This window comes from Candidatus Bipolaricaulis anaerobius (assembly GCF_900465355.1).
Classification (GTDB): domain Bacteria; phylum Bipolaricaulota; class Bipolaricaulia; order Bipolaricaulales; family Bipolaricaulaceae; genus Bipolaricaulis; species Bipolaricaulis anaerobius.
In genome coordinates this window covers 453917-469737 of the sequence record NZ_LS483254.1, presented here as the reverse complement: position 1 = coordinate 469737, position 15821 = coordinate 453917, and the positions used below count along the sequence as shown (strand labels likewise).

Here is a 15821-nt window from a genome sequence, read left to right as displayed (position 1 = left end):
CCTAGGGCAGGAACACCGCCGCCGCCACGACCGTGGTGTAGCCCTTGTTGTCCACGACCGCGGACTGGGTGATGTTCATCGTGCGCACGATCTTGCCGGAGATCTTCCAGATCTCCTTCTTCGCGTCCCAGACGAGCTCGTCATCGAACTCGATCCCGAGGGTCGAGGCGAGCATCGAGGCGGCGAGGTCCTCGGCATGGTCCCCCGCCTGCTGCTCCTTCTTCCCGAACGAGGTGTACTCGGAGAGGTAGCCGTAGGCGGTGCGATCCGCGGGGATCGCACACCCCACCGACGCTGCGATCAGCCGATGGGGCTCGTTTGAGACACAGCGCGAGAACACGCAGAACACGATCTGTCCCGGCTCAAGCGCCCGCAGCCCCTCGGCGCGGGGGACGATCTTGCACCCGGGGGGGATGATGCTCGACACGTGGACGAGGTTCAGTTTCTCGATCCCGGCATCACGGAGGGCGAGCTCGAACGAGCGAAGCTCCTCCTTGTGGCGCCCCACACCCCGGGTGAAGAACGCCCGGCGGGGGATAAACCGTCCTCCTCCCGGTTCGGGCTCCCCGATCTCTCCCACCTGCTTATTCTGACGAGCCATCGTTACGCGCATTATAGGGGAAGCACCTCCTCCTGTCGCCCTTCCTCCCGTTGCCGGTCACGTGGTCGCCGCCTCGTCGTCGAGGAAGATGTTCCCGGGGACGCACCCGAGCTCGACCTTCGCCTCCGTGACGAGTTCGATGCGCACGAGAGCGGACCTGTACCATGGTTCGAGCCTCCCCGGCACCCGCCGCACGGGGAGGTGTTCCCAACCCCGCATCGCCTCCACGTACGGCCAGTTCACGTACGTGTGGAACCCGTCCCGGAGATCGGTGAGCACCGCTCCCCAGGCGAGAAGCTCCTCCTGGATCGCCCGCCACTTGGCGAGCGACGCCTCGGCGTGGGTGAGCCCGAGGTACCCCGCGCTCCCCGGGCCACGGAGGGCGGACACCCCTCGTCCCGCGAAGAGGAGGAACCCGGGCAGGCTCTCGGTGGGGTCGCAGGAGAACACATCGAACTGGCGCTCAACCTCGCGCGGGAGAGGCTGGCGGAGGTCGTGCGCGAAGGCCTCGATCCCCAGTCCCTCCTGAGAGGCGACCTCCTCCACGAACGAGGTGATGCGGGGGTCCGCATCGAGCACGGCCACCCGCCGCGGGAGGCGGGTGAGGGCTGCCGCCACGGAGACCAGGTCATCATCCCCGAGGACGAGGAGGTCCTTCCCCGCAAGGTCGCCGCGCCTCCACAGCATGGCGATCCTGGCGATCGTCGTGTCCTCCGTCACGTAGCCCTGGTCGAACTCCTGGGACGCCTCGGGCCGGTGGGCGGCGATCCGGTGGAACGCGGTGGCCACGTCGTGCAGGAAGCCCCCCTCGACCCCGCGGCCGCGGCAACGGGGACAGTCCAGGGTCCGGACGGGAGCGATGCCCAACCGAGCGCAGGCCTCCTCCCCCTCCGCCGTGAGGCGGATGAGGCCCGTGTCCCACCTCACCCGGCCCTCCGCGGCGAGGGCGCGCAGTGCGCTGCAGACGACGAGGAGCGGCACCTCCGCCAGCTCCAGAACCCGCCACATGTCCTCGGAGGTGAGGATCGCGGCGAGGACCCGCTCCATGTCCCGTGGCGAGGCGTTGATCCTCGTCTCCTGCCGCACCCGCGCCGCGAGGTCGGCGAGGTCCATCCTAGACCACGAGGAGCTCGTCCTTGGGGGACGAGGAGAGGATGCGGCACCCGTCCGCGGTCACCGCCACGAGATCCTCGATCCGGATCCCGAACCGGCCCGGGAGGTAGATCCCGGGCTCGATCGTGACCACGGTGCCGACTTCCAGGGCGTCGTCGGAGGACGGCCCGACGGTGGGGGCCTCGTGGACCTCCAGGCCCACGCCGTGTCCGAGGCCGTGCCCGAACCGGTCGCCGTGTCCGGCACGCGCGATCACATCCCGGGCCGCCTGGTCCACGTCCTTCCCCGTCCTCCCGGCCTGCACCGCAGCCAGGCCGGCCCGGTTTGCCTCCAGAACAGTGCGGTAGACCTCGCGGACCTCCCCACCGGGGTCCCCCACCGCCACCACGCGCGTGAGGTCCGCACAGTACCCATTGACCTGGGCTCCGATGTCGAACAGGACCACATCGCCCCGGGCAATGGCCCGGTCAGTGGGGCGGTGGTGAGGCATCGCGCTCCCCGGGCCGCCGGCCACGATGAGGTCGAACGCCACGCCCTCCGCCCCGTGACGGCGGTACCAGACCTCGAGGTCGAGGGCCACATCGCGCTCCTTCTGCCCCGGCGCGAGCCTCCCCACGACCCAGCGCAGACCTTCGTCGGTGAGCCTCGCCGCCGCGGAAATCCGCGCGATCTCCTCCTCGGACTTGACCCGCCGCAGCTCCTCGACGAGCCCCGTCTGGGGAACGAACTCGATCCCGGACGCAAGCCGCGTGAGCTCCTGGTACACGTGAAGGCTCGTCCTCTGGGCACCGATCCCAACCTTTGCGACCCCGAGCGCCTTCAGCCGCTCGGCGAGCCAGGGAAGCCACCGCCCCTTGACCTCTTCCACGGGGAGGCCTGCGATCTCCCGCCCCGCCTGCTCCGTGTAGCGGGAGTCGGTGGCGAAGAGCGATCTTTCCCCCGCGATGAGGATCCCGAACGAGCCCGTGAACCCGGTGAGGTAGCGCAGGTTCGGGCGATCCGACCGCTCCACGTTGATGACGAGGAACGCGTCCAGCCCCCGGTTCCGCATTCTCCGCCCCAGCTCCTCCCGCCGTCGCGCGTGATCCATGTCCCCTCCTTCGGGAAACCCAGCGTGTCCCTCCAGACTGCCCGAACAACTGCTCTATTCTAGTAAGGGAATCGGCGCCTTCCAGTGTGAGGGTTGTCTCACGCAAGATGAGCATGAGGGAGGCCCGAGGTCCTCACGCAAGGTGAGCACCGCTGTGGGGCGGAGGCACGCGTGAGTCCCAATCTGGGAGGCGATGACCGTCATGGTGAGCGATTCACGGGTGATGACGATGGAGGAGAGGGCGGCGTTCCTCAAGTCCAGTGGGACGTTGAGCTTCCGGGGAGAGGCGCGGCGGGAGACCTACGCCTGGGTGGAGGGGACGCTCTGACAGCACAAATACAGCCCCAACGGCACCGGTTCCCTACCAACTACACCCATGAAGATCGGGGCACTGCCGGCGGAAGTGGACAACGCCCATAACCGGCTCTCCGGAGCGGCCATCAACCGCGTCGTGGCGGAGCTTTTGGCGAAGCTGCGGTTCGCGTTCACGAAGAGCCGCGCCCGAAAGACGATCAGGCCCTGGTGGAAGGCAAGAACGGGAGCATCGTCCGCAAGCAGATGGGGTACAGGTGGATCGCTCAAGAACAGACAGAGAAGATCCAGGCGTTCTACAGAAAGACCCTCAACGTCCACCTCAACTACCACCGCCCGTGCGGGTACGCGACTGAGTTCGTGGACCGCAAAGGGAAGACCCGCAAGCGCTACGACGCGTACCTCACGCCGTACGAGAAGCTCAAGAGCTTGCCCCAGGCCGAGCAGTACCTGCGGCCGGGGGTGACGATGGCGGAGCTGGAACGGATCGCCCAACGCCACAGCGACACCGAGTACGCTCTCCTTGTTCACCAGGAGAAGGTCAAGCTCTTCCGTTCCTTCGCTCCGCGGGCTACAGTACCCTGACGGCTCACGCCTTCATGCTCATCTTCGGCTGAGAAAAGACTGGGCTACAAACTCGTCCAGGATCCGGGTCTTCTCCTTCCGGCTGGCCCGTAGATACCTCAGAAGAGTCGCCGAGTTTCGCTCGGCGCATCTCTCGGGCCGCCAGGTCTCCACCAACTCTGCTATACTGGCACGGGTCATCGGTCCCTCCTTTGGACTTCGGTAACCCAGTTTATGAGGAACCGATGACCCCTTCGGTAACAGTTTTAACGAGGCAATTCCCCCACTTGACAGCCGGACGCTAAACTTGTATCATTCAGAAGATGTTGGGGCACAATAGTTCTAAGACGACCGAGATTTATACGCACGTGATTGAGCGGAATATCGTAGCCATCCGCAGTCGTTGGGATGAGATCATAGGGAAAAGAAGGGCCGAAGGTGGGGAGTCAGATAGGGTGGAATTAGCGAACCCCGGTTCGGATATTTCATCTCCAAGGAAGGATTTCCGCACTACGGTTCGGAGATGACCAAGTTAGGCGAAATGTCTAAAAAGGAGAGATATTATGACATCATCTGAAAGACAAAAAATAGTCGAAATAATAAAGGAGATTGAACCCGCGTATTTAGCGACATGTGAAGGTCATCAACCAAGAGTACGTCCAGTTAGCCCAATTGTTGAAGGTGATATGTCGATTTGGGTAGGTACACGCGGCACTTCAAGAAAGGTGAAACAAATAGAGCAAAATCCTAAGGTTTGTCTTACCTTTGTTCAACCACCTCATAGTGCAAAAGGTGAAAAAGTCGCCATTGTCATTGGGGAAGCTAAACAAATCCAAAATCTGGAGGAGAAAAAGCGATTCTGGAGACTCTGGACCCAAGTTTACCCAGCTTTCGATTTGAGTAGAGTATACCCCAATGGTCCAGAATCCAACGACTTTTGTTTGCTAAAGATTATTGTAAAGAAGATTGAGTGGTGGGCTGAAAAAGAGCCAATGAAACTCTATGAGCCGGAAAAGGTAGAGTCCCAGGACGTGGTGTAGATCCGGTGGCGTGAGGGCGGTGTGCCGTGCAGGTGGGCACGGCGGCCTTGACGGGAAGGCCACCGGAGGGTTCCTTGGGAGCTATCTCAGTTTGAAAGGAGGAACCCAACCGATGGCCGATGTGAGGATCGCGCTTAGGGAGCTTCTGCGCAAGTACCGGGGCGACACGGAGGTGGACGCCCTGAAGGAGGGCCTGGTGCTTCTCGTCCAAGAGCTGATGGAGGCGGAGGTGAAGGAGAAGACCCCCGGCCGAGCGGTACGAGCGAACGAAGAGCCGCCGAACGTACCGCAACGGGTATCGCCCGAGGCGGTGGGACACCCGGGTAGGCACGGTGACGCTCCGGATCCCCAAGGTCCGGCACGGGAGCTACTTCCCGGCGTTGCTTGAGCCCCAGCGGAGGACGGAGAAGGCCCTGCTCTCGGTGGTCCAGGAGGCGTACGTCCACGGGGTGAGCACGCGGAAGGTGGACGACCTTGTCCGGGCCCTCGGGATCGACGGGATCTCCCGGAGCGAGGTGTCCAGGATCTGTGCCGCCCTCGACGAGCGGATGGAGGCGTTCCGCAACCGTCCCTTGACCGGGGAGTCCCCGTACGTGTGGTTGGATGCAACGGTGGTCAAGGTTCGGGAAGGGGGCTGGGTGCACTTCATGCGGAACCTGTTGGGGCTGGTCCCGCGGGGAGCGCAGCCACTGGTCGGGGCATGGGTGCGAACGATCTTCGCTCAGCCCGACCAAGAGGCAGCGCGGGACCAACTGGAGCTGGTGGCCGGGAGTCTCGAGGGGAAGTACCCCAAGGCGGCGGATCTGCTCCGGGAGGCGGGGGAGGACGTGATCACGCACATGGCGTTCCCGCCGGCGCACTGGCGGAGGATCCACTCGACGAACGTCCTTGAACGGTTGCACCGCGAGATCAAGAGGAGATGCAACGTCGTGGGGATCTTCCCGAACGCACGGTCGGCGCTCCGGCTGATCGGGGCGGTGTTGGAGGAACAGGGGGACGAGTGGCTGGCCGTGCGCCGCTACTTCAGCCTGGGGTCGATGGCCGCCCTCTACGGGAGCTCCCCCCGAGGAGCCCGAAGTCCTCGCTCTGGAGGTCCCGAAGGAGGTGATCGCCGTCTAGCTCGTCACTACCGACGAGGAACCCAATCTCCACCACTTGACGGGACGTGACCAAGAGGGGCTATAGGGAATTAGACATTGGTATATACTGAAACTAGGCCGATTGTGATATTCGGGAGATTTCTTCAGTGAATCGAGTAGATGTTCGAAATATGGTGCCTATCGACGTCCAGAAGGTGGCGGTAATCGCGGAGCAAGCGTTTTTCCAGATCTATCCCTTTGACTGGATGGCTAACGCCGAAGCCTTGGCAAAAGCAAGTATCTCTCAGAAGGCGACAGTGTTGGTTGCAGAAATAGGTGAAGACATCGTCGGGTACTGCAATCTCAGGAAATGGCCAGCAGGTGGCTGGATAGACCAAATAGCGGTTGCGCAGAAGAATCTGCGTCAAGGCATAGGGCGTACACTAGTGAACCATATAATCAGTGAAGCCCGTACGAAAGGCTATTGGAAAGTCAGCTTGATAACGGCAGAAAGTGATGTGAGATCCTCTCGTTTCTTCAAAGCATGTGGATTCGATGTCGTTGGAGTGATGCAGGATGAAATCCGCAAAGGGGAGAACGGCATACTAATGAGTCGGATTGTTGACTACTCACTTCATCCGAATAGATGAAAATCAATGAGTGTGAAGGGGTCAGGTCTTCACCCTTTGTGTTAGGCGCGATATACTCGTCGCATGGCACGCCCGTTACGCATCGAATATGGTGGCGCGGTGCACCACATCAAAAGCCGTGGTAATGACCGCCAGGATATCTTCCTGGACGACGAAGACCGGTTGAGCTTCTTGAACGCACAGCGCAGGGGGCAGGTGTTCACTTTTGGCTGACGCTTGGCGGTGGAGCAGCTACCGAGCGACAGCCGGGGAAGAAGAACCCTCAGACTTTCTCGCCACGGATTGGATATTGTCCCAATTTCACCAGGACCGTGCTCGGGCGGAGAAGGAATATCGGAAGTTTGTCAAGGAGGGGAGCGGGACCGACGTCTGGGCTGACCTTCGCGGTGGGGTGATCCTGGGGACGGAGCGGTTCGTGGAGGCGCTGGAACCTCTATTGCGAGGGAGGTCCCCCGAGGTCCCCCACGGTGGAGATTCCTCGAAGAGAGAGGCTGGTGACCCGGCCCAAACTAGAGGAGCTCTTTTCCGGCATCAAGGACAACTCCGATCGAAATGAGCGGATTTACCAAGCCGTTCCGGGTACACTCTCAAGGAAGTGGCGAATGCATTGGGGTTGTACTACTCGACGGTGAGCGTCATCGCCAACCGGGTGGCAGAGGCGAGGAAACACCAAAAATGAAGACCTGACCCCCCACCGTGTGCCCTCGCCACTCCGGCCACGCTCTGGGCGACCGACTTCACCCTCTCGTAGAACTCCGCACTGGGCGAGAGGCCGAGGAGTACGTACGTATTCTAAGCGGGGGACGGGTTCTCATGGGCTTTGCCGAAGCCAGAGCCGATGGTTAGAATCCAGTCACGGAGGGGTGGGTGAGCGGCCGAAGCCACCTGCCTGGAGAGCAGGTGCACCCCCAAAGGGTGCCGTGGGTTCAAATCCCACCCCCTCCGCCAGAAGGACAGCCGGGGAACTACAAGCCGGCAATCAACGACGGAACCATCGAGGAGAGACACCGAGTTCGCCCAGTCCCTGATACGACGCCCACTCCAGCTACTGTCGCGACATGTTGACTTCCCGACGTACGACCATAGACTGTCCGGTCGGCCCGTGCAGGTGGGGGGTTAGCGGTCCCCTGCATCCAAAACCCGCTATACGTGGAGCCGATGGGCCTCCCGAGAGGACGGGGAGACGGAATCGGCCTGGGAGCCCCGGGCGATGACGGTCGAGCCCTCTGCGACGCATACCGGTGAACCCCGCGAGGCCCGGAAGGGAGCAACGGTAAGCTGGTCCCTGCGGGTGATAGAGGACCCCTTGGCCTGAGCTCGGTCCCCAGGAGCGCCCGTCGAACTGGCCCCGACGGAGGCCCGCACGGGCTAGCTATATTCCAGCGGACCCCACCCGTAAGCCGGAGGACGGCAACCCCCCCTTGACTAAGAGCTGCGTCGGCCCTACTATAAAGGCGATAAGAAGATCCGATTATCTGGAGACAGCGGATGAGGCTCTCCCTGGCGAGCAAGTATGCGATCTTGACCCTGATCCGCCTCGCCGCGCGCGGTGGCGGCCCGGCCACGGTCCGCGAGTTGGCCGCGGATGGACCGGTCCCCGAGCCGTACCTGGCCAAGCTCGTCCCCCCGCTGGTGCGGGCGGGGATCCTCGCCTCGGCCCGGGGCCGGGGTGGGGGGATCGCCCTCGCCCGGCCCGCGGAGGAGATCTCCCTCGCCGAGATCATCCGGGTCACGGAAGGCGAGGCCTCGTTCCGGGAATGCCCGTTTGAGGTGGATCCCTGCCCGGGGAACCCGGATTGCCCGCTCGCCCAGGTGTGGGATCCAGTCCGGGACGAGGTGGTGGACTTCTTCGAGCGGACGACGATCGGGTCCCTCGCTGCACGGATGCGAGGTCAATCCTGAATGGAAGGAGGAGACAGAGATGAGCGAGATGATGGGCAACACGAGGAAGGAGGCGCTGAAGGAGATCCTGCACCGGCTGCATGCCGGGGAGAGCCCGCAGCGCCTCAAGGCTGCGTTTCGCGACGCCGTGGGGAACGTCTCTCCGCAGGAGATCGCTCAGCTCGAGGACGAGCTCGTGCGGGAGGGATTGCCGCGGGAAGAGCTACTGGGGCTCTGTGACCTGCACTTGAGCCTGTTCGAGGAGGCGCTCGCCAATACGGAGGTTCCTACCCCGCCCTGGCACCCGGTGGGGATCCTCATGGCCGAGCACCGGGAGCTCCTCCGCATCGCCGAGAAGCTCAATCGCCTAGCCCAGGGGCAAGGAAGTCCAGAGGAGCTGGCCCACATCCGCGAGCACCTCGAGGAGTCGGAGCGACACTACCTGCGGGAGGAGAACGTCCTGTTCCCCATGGTGGAGAAGCACGGGGTCGTGGAGCCACCGCGGGTCCTGTGGAACGAGCACCAGGAGATCCGCAAGCTCAAGAAGGGGATCCAAACCGCAGAAAGGGGACGGCTCCGGGAGCTTTCCGTGGCCTTGGGGGAACGGCTTTCCTCCCACTTCCTCAAGGAGAACCGCATCCTCTTCCCGACCGCCCTTCAGGTGATCCCGGAGGGGGAGTGGCATGAGATCCGGGCTCAATTCGACGAAATCGGCTACTGCTGCTTCACTCCCGCCGCGCCGGTGCCCCCTGTTACCCGTTCCGAACCTGGCCCGGCGACGGAGGGCCGCGTGCGGCTCCCGACGGGCGAGTTCACCGTCCATGAGCTGGAGGCGGTGCTGAACACCCTGCCCGTGGATATCACCTTCGTGGACAAGGACGACACCGTCCGTTACTTCAACCAGACGAAGGACCGGATCTTCGTCCGCACCCCGGCCGTGATCGGGCGCAAGGTGCAGGACTGCCACCCCCAGAAGAGCGTCCACATCGTGGACCGAATCCTGCGGGAGTTCCGGGAGGGCAAGCGCGACGAGGCCGAGTTCTGGCTCCCGCTCCAGGGGAAGCTCGTGTACATTCGGTACTTCCCGGTGCGCGGGACGAACGGGGAGTACCTGGGCACGGTCGAGGTGACCCAGGACATCGGACCGCTCCAAGAGATCTCCGGAGAACGGCGCCTCCTCGACGACTGAGGGAGGCGAAGGAGGACACGATGGGCAAGCGGGAAGAGTTCTTCGCGGAGCGAGAACGGTTGAACGAGATCGTCCTTAAGCGGGCAGACCTCGTCACGAAGCGGCTGTTCGCCCTCGATGCCCAGGCTTACGAAGATGGGGCGCTGCCCCGCAAGGTGAAGGAGCTCCTCGGCCTGGTGGCCTCCCTCGTCTTGCGCTGCGACGACTGCATCACCTACCACGTCGTCGGGGCATGGGAGGCAGGGGCGACGGGGGAGGAGCTCATGGAAGCGCTGTCGGTCGCGTTGGTGGTGGGCGGGTCGATCGTCATCCCCCACCTCCGCCGAGCGGCAGCGCTGGTGGATGAACTGGAGGAGGGAACCGATGAAGCCGATCGCGATCGAGCTTAGGAAGGGCGTGCACTGGGTCGGGGTCAAGGACTGGGGCCGACGGATGTTCGACGGGTTGATCCCGCTTCCCCACGGGACATCGTACAACGCCTACCTCGTCCAGGGGGAGAAGACAGCCCTCGTGGACACGGTCAATCCCGGGTTCGAGGGCGAGCTGCTGGCCAAGATCGGGGCGATTACGGATCCAGCGACGCTCGACTACGTGATCATGAACCACGCTGAGCCCGACCATGCCGGGGCGATCCCGATCGTCCTCGCGGCAAGCCCACAGGCGCGGCTCGTCCTCACCGCAAAGGGTGCCGACATGGCCGCCCGCTACTACCAGGTGCCGCGGGAGCGGATGCAGGTCGTGACGGACGCTGACATGCTCGATCTGGGAGGCAAAACGCTGCGGTTCGTGGACGCGCCCTTCCTCCACTGGCCGGAGACGATGTTCACCTACCTCGCTGAGGACAAGATCCTCTTCCCGTGTGACTTCTTCGGATCCCACACCGCGGCCGGGGTATACGATGACGAAGTGGCGGACCTTCCCGTCCGCGCCCAGATGTACTTCGGCGAGATCATGATGCCGTTCCACAAGGCCGGGGAGCGGGCGCTGAAGAAGCTCACCGATCTCCCGATCGAGCTCATCGCTCCGAGCCACGGCCCACTGTGGCGCCATCCGGAGCGGATCCTCGACCTGTACCGAAAGTGGACGGCAGGGGAGACATTGCCCAAGGCCGTCGTCGCCTACGTGAGCATGTGGGGGTCCACGGAGCGCCTCGTCCGCATCGTCGCGGAGACTCTGCTCGGCGAGGGGATCCGAGTGGCCGTGCACGACCTGGCGCAGGTGGACGTGGGCGACCTCGCCGGTGACCTCGTGGACGGGCGGGCGCTCGTCCTCGGGGCCCCAACCGTGTTGGGCGGCCTCCACCCCGCCGCCCTCAACGCCGCCAACCTCATCCGGGCCCTCAAGCCGCCCCTCAAGTACGCCGCCGTGCTGAGTTCCCACGGCTGGGCCGGGGGCGCCGTGCGCCAGGCCCAGGAGATCCTCGCCCCCACCGGGATTGAACTCATTGGCGCCCTGGGGGTCCACGGCCGGGCCACCGAGGAGGAAGAGAACGCGGCCCGCTCCCTGGCAGAAGAGCTGGCAAATAGGATCAAGGGGGAAAGATGATCAAGGTAAAGCGGGTGTATGACCCCGCGACGCCTGAGGACGGCCTGCGGGTATCGGTGGACCGCCTGTGGCCACGGGGGCTATCCCGGGAACGGGCCCAGGTGAACCTGTGGCTCAGGGACATCGCCCCCGATAGCGAGATCAGGAAACAGTTCTGCCACGACCCCGAGAGGTGGCCGGAATTCAAGCGGCGCTATTTTGCTGAACTTGCAACTCAACCTGATCTTTTGACCACCATCGCCGAAGAGGCGAGGGATGGCGTCGTAACCATTCTCTATGGGGCCAAGGATCGCCAACACCGCAACGCCTTGGCCCTTAGGGAATACATGGAGACATATGTGCTTGGGTCTACCAGTCCATATGGGTTTCCGGCACGGGAGGGTGGAGCATGAAAGCAGTGCGCATCCATTCAACAGGAGGGCCGGAAGTTCTCCGGATCGAGGAAGTGCCGAACCCCGTCCCCGGGACGGGGGAGGTTTTGGTCAACTTGCAAGCGGCGGCCATCAACCACCTCGACATCTGGGTACGCACCGGGAATATGCCGGTTGAGCTGCCGCGGATCCTGGGCTCGGAGGGGGCGGGAACGGTGGAAAAACTTGGCCCCGGGGTTACCGGGGTGGAAGAAGGCGCCAGGGTTGTGGTCACGCCGTGGATCTATCCCCCTCGCGCGTACCACACACCGAACCTTTTAGCCCAGCTCATCGGGGTCGCCCACGATGGCTGTTATGCAGAATACGTAGCTATTCCTGCCGCCAACGTTTGGCCTCTCCCCAAGGGCCTGAATTTCATTGAGGCTGCATCTATATTCCTGACATTTACCACCGCCTATCACATGATCGTGACCAGAGCGCAGCTGCGGCCAGGTGAGGATGTGCTCGTGGTGGGTGCGACCGGCGGGGTGGGCACGGCCGCCGTCCAAATCGCCCACGCCTTGGGAGCAAGGGTCATCGCCGCCACCCGGGATCCCCAAAAAGGGGAGAGACTCCGCGGCCTCGGCGCCGATGTGATTGTGGATTCCTCTCATAATTTCTCCCAGGAGGTGAAACGCCTGACGAACGGTTCCGGCGCAGACCTCGTTGTGGAGCTGGTTGGCCACACCACCTGGAGGGAGAGCAATGCTGCGGTGCGCAAAGGCAGCCGCATCGCCACCTGTGGCGCCACCTCCGGGGCGGAGATCACGGTGAACCTCCAGGATCTGTACCGGCGGGAGATCGCCTATATCGGTTCCTATGGAGGCACGCCTGATGAGATCCAGCGAGTGTTCAAGCTGGTCGAGGAGAAACGGGTCCATCCGGTCTTGGACAAAACGTACCCGCTTTCGAAAGCCCGGGAAGCCCAGGAGCGGATGGAGAAGAGCCTGCACTTCGGCAAGATCGTCTTGACCATGTGAGGGAGGAAGTTATGGCAGGGAAATTCAGCGGCAAGGTGGCCCTGGTCACGGGGGCGGCCGCTGGGATTGGGAAAGCGACGGCGCTGGCCTTCGCCCGGGAAGGGGCCAAGGTCGTCCTGGCCGATGTCCTGGTCAAGGAAGGCGAGGAAGCGGCCCAAGCGATCAGGAAGGCTGGCGGGGAGGCCATATTCGTTGGGACCGACGTGTCAAAGCCGGCCGAGGTGGAAAGGGCGGTAAACCAGGCGATAGAAAACTTTGGCCGGCTGGATGTTGCGTTCAACAACGCCGGCATCGAGGGGAGGAGGGCCCCCACCGCCGACTGTACCGAGGAAACCTGGGACCGGGTCATCTCCATCAACCTCAAGTGGTCTACGATAAGGGGCTGAAGCTCCCCTGCACCGAGGGAGAGCTAAAGGAGCGAGGGATCCAGGTGCTGTAGCTATCGCTAGCGCGGGTGGAACCGGCTTCCCCGTGGAGCACCTGGAAGGCACCATCGAGGAGAAGGGTAAGGGTTCACCGGTAGTGGAGGCGAACCTGGCCACCCGGATCCGCAGCTAGCCCGGTGGCTCCCCGGGGAGGACTCGAACCTCCGGCCCGCCGGTTAACAGCCGGCTGCTCTGCCAACTGAGCTACCGGGGAATCACGTGAATCCTACCGCGGCCACGGGGGGACCGTCAACTTAGGTCCCAACGTACACGTACACCGCCCGCTCCTGGGGGCCATCGAACTCGTAGAAGTACACGCGCTGGTCGTCGCCGAGGACCATCCGGCCATGCTCGACCACCCCCACCTCGGTGGGGGCAACGAACGCGGCCTTGGTGTACTCCGGCGTCTCCCGATCCGGGTTCACAGCGTCGAGGATCTGATCAAGTTTTGGGGCATTGGCCTCTCCGAGCGCGCGGTGGATGCTCACCGCCGCCGCATCGTGGGGGATGTAGATGATCACGAACCCCTCCCGCGTCCCCGACTCAGCAACCGCTCCCTGGACCTCGTCGGTGATGTCCCGCGCCTCTTCGCGGCGCGTGGTCTGGATGGGGATCCTCTTCAGCACATGACCTCCTTCGTTCTGATCTTGTCTTCCGTGTGGCTCCGGTCGTCGAGCCAGGAGGCGATGTCCTCCCACACCCGTTCCTTCCCGATCTCGTTCAGGACCTCGTGGAGGAACCCCCCGTAGACGTTCAGGGTCTTGTCCTGGGATCCGGCGGCGGCGAAGAAGCGGCGCGTCGCGGAGACGTTGGCGATCGGGTCAGCGTCGCCGTGGAGGAGGAGGAGGGGGATCGGAAGCTTGGGGGCCCAAGCGAATGCGTCCTCCTGCGCCTTCAAGGTCTCGGTGAGCCAGCGGGCGGTGGCCCGCCGGTGCATGAGGGGGTCGCGCCCGTACTCCGCCACGATTTCCGGATCGCGGCTCACGAGCGTCCCCACCAGGCCGCTCGGACTGGAGAACGAGGGCCACCCACGCGAGAGGACGCGGGAGAGGGCTACCTTCCAGGTGGGGATCGGGAGCTCCGCCTTCAGAAACGGGGCGCTCAGGATGAGCCCACCCAAGCCCTCCGCCCCTCCTTGGACGTACCGGATGGCGATGAGCCCGCCCAGGGAGTGGCCGAGGAGGAACACGGGCCTTCCCCCGGCGCGCCCCTGGAGGAACCCGTGGAGGGCGGTGGCGTCGTGGAGGTAGTCCGAGAACTGGCGGATGTGTCCCCGTCGCCCCGGGCTTTTGCCATGGCCCCGCAGGTCGCACGCCGCCACAGACCAGCCGCGCGCGTTCAACCAACGCGCGAACCCGTCGTACCGCCCGGAGTGCTCGCCGTAGCCGTGGATGATCCCCAGCCAGCCCTTGCCCTCCCCCGGCCAGACCCGAACGAACAGGGACAGGCCATCCGCCGTCCAGAGGGAGCGCGGTGTCGCGGTGGGGGCCTCCATGACGGGAATTGAACCCCAACCGCCGGCGCGGGACAAGGGGGGGTGATCCCGGTCAAGAAACCACGCCGTGTCTCCCCGGTTGTTGCAGCACCGCGGTTGGCCCTACAATCCTTTCGTGAGGAAGCTCGCCCTGGTTACGCTCGTCAGCCTGGTGGCCCTCGTCGGCACGGGGGCGGAGGTGTGGCTCCTTCGCATCGAAGGGGAGATCGGGCGGGGGACCGTTCCCTTCGTGCGCACGGGCCTCGCCGAGGCGGAGGCGGCGGGGGCGGCGGTGGTGTTCGACTTCGCGACCCCCGGGGGCTACCTCGACGCTGCGATGGCGTGCCGCGACCTCATCCTCGGGGCCAGGGTGCCGACGATCGCCTACGTGAACCGGGAGGCGTACTCGGCGGGGGCGCTCCTCGCGCTTGCCTGCAACCGGATCTACTTCGCCCCCGGGGGGGTGATGGGCGCCGCCACCCCCGTCTACTTCGACGCGAGCGGGGAGTTGACGACCGCGCCCGAGAAGACGATCTCGGCGGTGCGCGGCCTATTCCGGGCCACGGCCGAGGAGCGCGGCCGCGATCCGAACGTAGCGGAGGCGATGGTCGACCCGGCGGTGGAGATCCCCGGCCTCGTGGAGCGGGGGAAGCTCCTCACCCTCACCGCCCGCTCGGCAGCCGAGTGGGGGTACTCCGACGGCGATGCAGCCACCCTCGGCGAGCTCCTTGACGCGGCCGGCCTGACGGGGATGGTGGTGCAGGAACACCACCCCCGGTGGGTGGACTCCGCGGTAGCGACCCTGACCACCCCCTGGCTGTCCGCCCTCCTCATCGCGATCGCCGTCCTCGGCCTCCTCGTCGAGGCCGTGACCCCGGGGTTCGGGGTGTTCGGCGCGATCGGGCTCGCGTCGGTCGCCACCTTCTTCTGGGCCCACAACCTCGCCGGCTTGGCAGGGTGGGAGTCGCTCGTGTTCCTCGCAGCCGGGATTGTGGCCATCGTGCTCGAGATCTTCGTGTTCACCGCCACCGATTTCGGGCTGGCGGGGATCGTTGGGCTGGTTCTGATCGGGCTTGGCCTCTATTCAGCGATGGTCGGGCCCTTCACCCAACCGAGTCAGGCTGGGCCCGCCGTGGGCGCGGTGTCCCTTGCCCTTCTGGTCGGCCTCGCGCTGACCGTGGTCATCCTCACCCGGCTCCCCCGCTCCCGGCTCCGGCTAGGGGGGGTGATCCTCCAGTCGGCGATCACCAGCCACGCCGGGGACAAGACGCAGGTTGCGCCCACGGAATGGGTCGGGAGGTCCGGGATCGCTCGTACTGATCTCCGGCCGGTGGGGCAGGCCGATTTCCAGGGTGAGCTCCTGGACGTCGTGGCGGAGGAGGGATTCCTCCCCAAGGGGACCGAGGTCGAGGTCGTGCGCGACGAGGGATTCCGTAAGGTCGTGCGCAAGCGAAAGGAGGGTTAGATG

At 64.5% G+C, this 15821-nt stretch carries 18 protein-coding genes, 2 tRNA genes, 1 other RNA gene and 1 pseudogene; 16 read left to right on the top strand and 6 right to left on the bottom strand.

Annotated elements, in window-relative coordinates; translation table 11 throughout:
* Window position 1: 1 nt before the first annotated feature.
* The 3 genes from BARAN1_RS02320 to BARAN1_RS02310 are packed head-to-tail and all read right to left on the bottom strand — an operon-like array spanning window position 2 to window position 2804.
* On the bottom strand, window positions 2-601 hold the full coding sequence (locus tag BARAN1_RS02320; RefSeq protein WP_122030710.1) for a pyruvoyl-dependent arginine decarboxylase: 600 nt from the start codon (window positions 599-601) through the stop codon (window positions 2-4).
* 57 nt (window positions 602-658) lie between these two features.
* Entirely contained in the window at window positions 659-1714 is a 1056-nt protein-coding gene (locus BARAN1_RS02315; protein ID WP_122030709.1) for a bis-aminopropyl spermidine synthase family protein, read from the bottom strand.
* A 1-nt stretch (window position 1715) separates the two neighbouring features.
* The gene (locus BARAN1_RS02310; RefSeq protein ID WP_122030708.1) at window positions 1716-2804 is read right to left on the bottom strand and encodes a M24 family metallopeptidase; all 1089 of its coding nucleotides are present in this window, start codon (window positions 2802-2804) and stop codon (window positions 1716-1718) included.
* 193 nt (window positions 2805-2997) lie between these two features.
* On the opposite strand from BARAN1_RS02310, the gene BARAN1_RS06770 reads away from it, so the two are divergent.
* From BARAN1_RS06770 to BARAN1_RS02240, 15 genes and pseudogenes are all read left to right on the top strand, one after another.
* Window positions 2998-3132: a hypothetical protein gene (locus tag BARAN1_RS06770; protein ID WP_269460774.1), complete on the top strand. Its 135-nt coding sequence runs from the start codon at window positions 2998-3000 to the stop codon at window positions 3130-3132.
* 194 nt (window positions 3133-3326) lie between these two features.
* Window positions 3327-3701, top strand: a complete 375-nt coding sequence (locus BARAN1_RS02305) for a hypothetical protein (protein WP_122030707.1) — start codon at window positions 3327-3329, stop codon at window positions 3699-3701.
* Between the two features lie 542 nt (window positions 3702-4243).
* Complete coding sequence (locus BARAN1_RS02300; RefSeq protein ID WP_122030706.1) at window positions 4244-4720, top strand: pyridoxamine 5'-phosphate oxidase family protein; 477 nt, start codon at window positions 4244-4246, stop codon at window positions 4718-4720.
* 112 nt (window positions 4721-4832) lie between these two features.
* A pseudogene (locus BARAN1_RS02295) lies at window positions 4833-5889 on the top strand (transposase).
* A 104-nt stretch (window positions 5890-5993) separates the two neighbouring features.
* A complete protein-coding gene (locus BARAN1_RS02290; RefSeq protein WP_157959388.1) occupies window positions 5994-6449 on the top strand; it encodes a GNAT family N-acetyltransferase in 456 nt (151 codons plus the stop codon).
* Between the two features lie 63 nt (window positions 6450-6512).
* Window positions 6513-6662 carry a hypothetical protein gene (locus tag BARAN1_RS06680; protein ID WP_231944286.1) on the top strand — a complete coding sequence of 50 codons (150 nt, stop codon included), beginning with the start codon at window positions 6513-6515 and terminating at the stop codon, window positions 6660-6662.
* A gap of 644 nt (window positions 6663-7306) precedes the next feature.
* Window positions 7307-7397: transfer RNA gene (locus BARAN1_RS02280), tRNA-Ser, on the top strand.
* Between the two features lie 152 nt (window positions 7398-7549).
* Window positions 7550-7816, top strand: an RNA gene (gene ffs, locus BARAN1_RS02275) — signal recognition particle sRNA large type.
* 121 nt (window positions 7817-7937) lie between these two features.
* Complete coding sequence (locus tag BARAN1_RS02270) at window positions 7938-8351, top strand: RrF2 family transcriptional regulator (RefSeq protein ID WP_122030704.1); 414 nt, start codon at window positions 7938-7940, stop codon at window positions 8349-8351.
* 19 nt (window positions 8352-8370) lie between these two features.
* Window positions 8371-9519, top strand: coding sequence for a DUF438 domain-containing protein (locus tag BARAN1_RS02265; protein ID WP_122030703.1), 1149 nt, complete (start codon window positions 8371-8373; stop codon window positions 9517-9519).
* Window positions 9520-9539: 20 nt separating this feature from the next.
* Window positions 9540-9908 carry a carboxymuconolactone decarboxylase family protein gene (locus BARAN1_RS02260; RefSeq protein WP_122030702.1) on the top strand — a complete coding sequence of 123 codons (369 nt, stop codon included), beginning with the start codon at window positions 9540-9542 and terminating at the stop codon, window positions 9906-9908.
* On the top strand, window positions 9883-11064 hold the full coding sequence (locus BARAN1_RS02255; RefSeq protein ID WP_122030701.1) for an FprA family A-type flavoprotein: 1182 nt from the start codon (window positions 9883-9885) through the stop codon (window positions 11062-11064). Before BARAN1_RS02260 ends, BARAN1_RS02255 begins: the two co-directional genes overlap by 26 nt.
* The gene (locus BARAN1_RS02250; protein ID WP_122030700.1) at window positions 11061-11456 is read left to right on the top strand and encodes a DUF488 domain-containing protein; all 396 of its coding nucleotides are present in this window, start codon (window positions 11061-11063) and stop codon (window positions 11454-11456) included. The genes BARAN1_RS02255 and BARAN1_RS02250 overlap by 4 nt, the downstream gene beginning before the upstream one ends.
* Window positions 11453-12454 carry a zinc-binding dehydrogenase gene (locus BARAN1_RS02245; RefSeq protein ID WP_122030699.1) on the top strand — a complete coding sequence of 334 codons (1002 nt, stop codon included), beginning with the start codon at window positions 11453-11455 and terminating at the stop codon, window positions 12452-12454. Before BARAN1_RS02250 ends, BARAN1_RS02245 begins: the two co-directional genes overlap by 4 nt.
* An 11-nt stretch (window positions 12455-12465) precedes the next feature.
* Window positions 12466-12840, top strand: a complete 375-nt coding sequence (locus BARAN1_RS02240) for an SDR family NAD(P)-dependent oxidoreductase (RefSeq protein ID WP_122031754.1) — start codon at window positions 12466-12468, stop codon at window positions 12838-12840.
* A 177-nt stretch (window positions 12841-13017) separates the two neighbouring features.
* On the opposite strand, the gene BARAN1_RS02235 is transcribed toward BARAN1_RS02240, so the two are convergent.
* The 3 genes from BARAN1_RS02235 to BARAN1_RS02225 all read right to left on the bottom strand — a co-directional run bounded on the left by BARAN1_RS02235 (window position 13018) and on the right by BARAN1_RS02225 (window position 14374).
* Window positions 13018-13093 (bottom strand) — tRNA-Asn (locus BARAN1_RS02235).
* 40 nt (window positions 13094-13133) lie between these two features.
* Window positions 13134-13505 carry a YjbQ family protein gene (locus tag BARAN1_RS02230; protein WP_157959387.1) on the bottom strand — a complete coding sequence of 124 codons (372 nt, stop codon included), beginning with the start codon at window positions 13503-13505 and terminating at the stop codon, window positions 13134-13136.
* Window positions 13499-14374, bottom strand: a complete 876-nt coding sequence (locus tag BARAN1_RS02225; RefSeq protein WP_122030697.1) for an alpha/beta hydrolase — start codon at window positions 14372-14374, stop codon at window positions 13499-13501. Before BARAN1_RS02225 ends, BARAN1_RS02230 begins: the two co-directional genes overlap by 7 nt.
* 115 nt (window positions 14375-14489) lie before the next feature.
* Here BARAN1_RS02225 and BARAN1_RS02220 point away from each other — a divergent pair, with 115 nt between their 5' ends.
* Window positions 14490-15818: an NfeD family protein gene (locus tag BARAN1_RS02220; RefSeq protein WP_122030696.1), complete on the top strand. Its 1329-nt coding sequence runs from the start codon at window positions 14490-14492 to the stop codon at window positions 15816-15818.
* The last annotated feature ends 3 nt before the right edge of the window (window positions 15819-15821 follow it).

Coding starts and splice junctions, on each gene's coding strand:
- BARAN1_RS02240 (WP_122031754.1), top strand. CDS start 12,466: ATGGCAGGGAAATTCAGCGGCAAGGTGGCCCTGGTCACGGGGGCGGCC.
- BARAN1_RS06680 (WP_231944286.1), top strand. CDS start 6,513: ATGGCACGCCCGTTACGCATCGAATATGGTGGCGCGGTGCACCACATC.
- BARAN1_RS06770 (WP_269460774.1), top strand. CDS start 2,998: ATGACCGTCATGGTGAGCGATTCACGGGTGATGACGATGGAGGAGAGG.
- BARAN1_RS02245 (WP_122030699.1), top strand. CDS start 11,453: ATGAAAGCAGTGCGCATCCATTCAACAGGAGGGCCGGAAGTTCTCCGG.
- BARAN1_RS02315 (WP_122030709.1), bottom strand. CDS start 1,714: ATGGACCTCGCCGACCTCGCGGCGCGGGTGCGGCAGGAGACGAGGATC.
- BARAN1_RS02250 (WP_122030700.1), top strand. CDS start 11,061: ATGATCAAGGTAAAGCGGGTGTATGACCCCGCGACGCCTGAGGACGGC.
- BARAN1_RS02320 (WP_122030710.1), bottom strand. CDS start 601: ATGGCTCGTCAGAATAAGCAGGTGGGAGAGATCGGGGAGCCCGAACCG.
- BARAN1_RS02310 (WP_122030708.1), bottom strand. CDS start 2,804: ATGGATCACGCGCGACGGCGGGAGGAGCTGGGGCGGAGAATGCGGAAC.
- BARAN1_RS02265 (WP_122030703.1), top strand. CDS start 8,371: ATGAGCGAGATGATGGGCAACACGAGGAAGGAGGCGCTGAAGGAGATC.
- BARAN1_RS02225 (WP_122030697.1), bottom strand. CDS start 14,374: ATGGAGGCCCCCACCGCGACACCGCGCTCCCTCTGGACGGCGGATGGC.
- BARAN1_RS02255 (WP_122030701.1), top strand. CDS start 9,883: ATGAAGCCGATCGCGATCGAGCTTAGGAAGGGCGTGCACTGGGTCGGG.
- BARAN1_RS02260 (WP_122030702.1), top strand. CDS start 9,540: ATGGGCAAGCGGGAAGAGTTCTTCGCGGAGCGAGAACGGTTGAACGAG.
- BARAN1_RS02270 (WP_122030704.1), top strand. CDS start 7,938: ATGAGGCTCTCCCTGGCGAGCAAGTATGCGATCTTGACCCTGATCCGC.
- BARAN1_RS02300 (WP_122030706.1), top strand. CDS start 4,244: ATGACATCATCTGAAAGACAAAAAATAGTCGAAATAATAAAGGAGATT.